1 pseudogene is annotated in these 356 nt (G+C 60.4%); it reads left to right on the forward strand.

The features are described 5' to 3' along the window. Nucleotides 1-292: pseudogene (locus AC1DUE_RS20960) on the forward strand (heavy metal translocating P-type ATPase); the annotation flags it as partial. Between the last annotated feature and the right edge of the window lie 64 nt (nt 293-356).

The following is a 356-nucleotide window of genomic DNA, read 5'->3' on the forward strand; positions in this document are numbered from 1 at the left end:
CGCCACGGCGGATCTCGGGCTGGCGATGGGTACCGGTACGGACGCCGCGATCGAGGCGAGCGACCTCACCCTCGTTCGTGGAGATCTGAAGGTGGCTGCCGATGCCATCCGGCTCTCCCGGCGGACGCTGGCCACCATCAAGGGCAACCTCTTCTGGGCCTTCGGCTACAACGTACTCGCCCTGCCCCTTGCGGCATTTGGCCTGCTCAACCCTATGATTGCGGGAGCGGCGATGGCGTTCTCATCGGTCTTCGTCGTGACGAACAGCCTGCGACTGCGCTCCTTCACATGATTTCCACAAAGAGATTTAGATCACATTGGTTTTGGGGTAACCATTCAGCAGGTTCGAGAGTCTT

It is taken from the genome of Cellulomonas sp. P4_A2 (assembly GCF_056402515.1).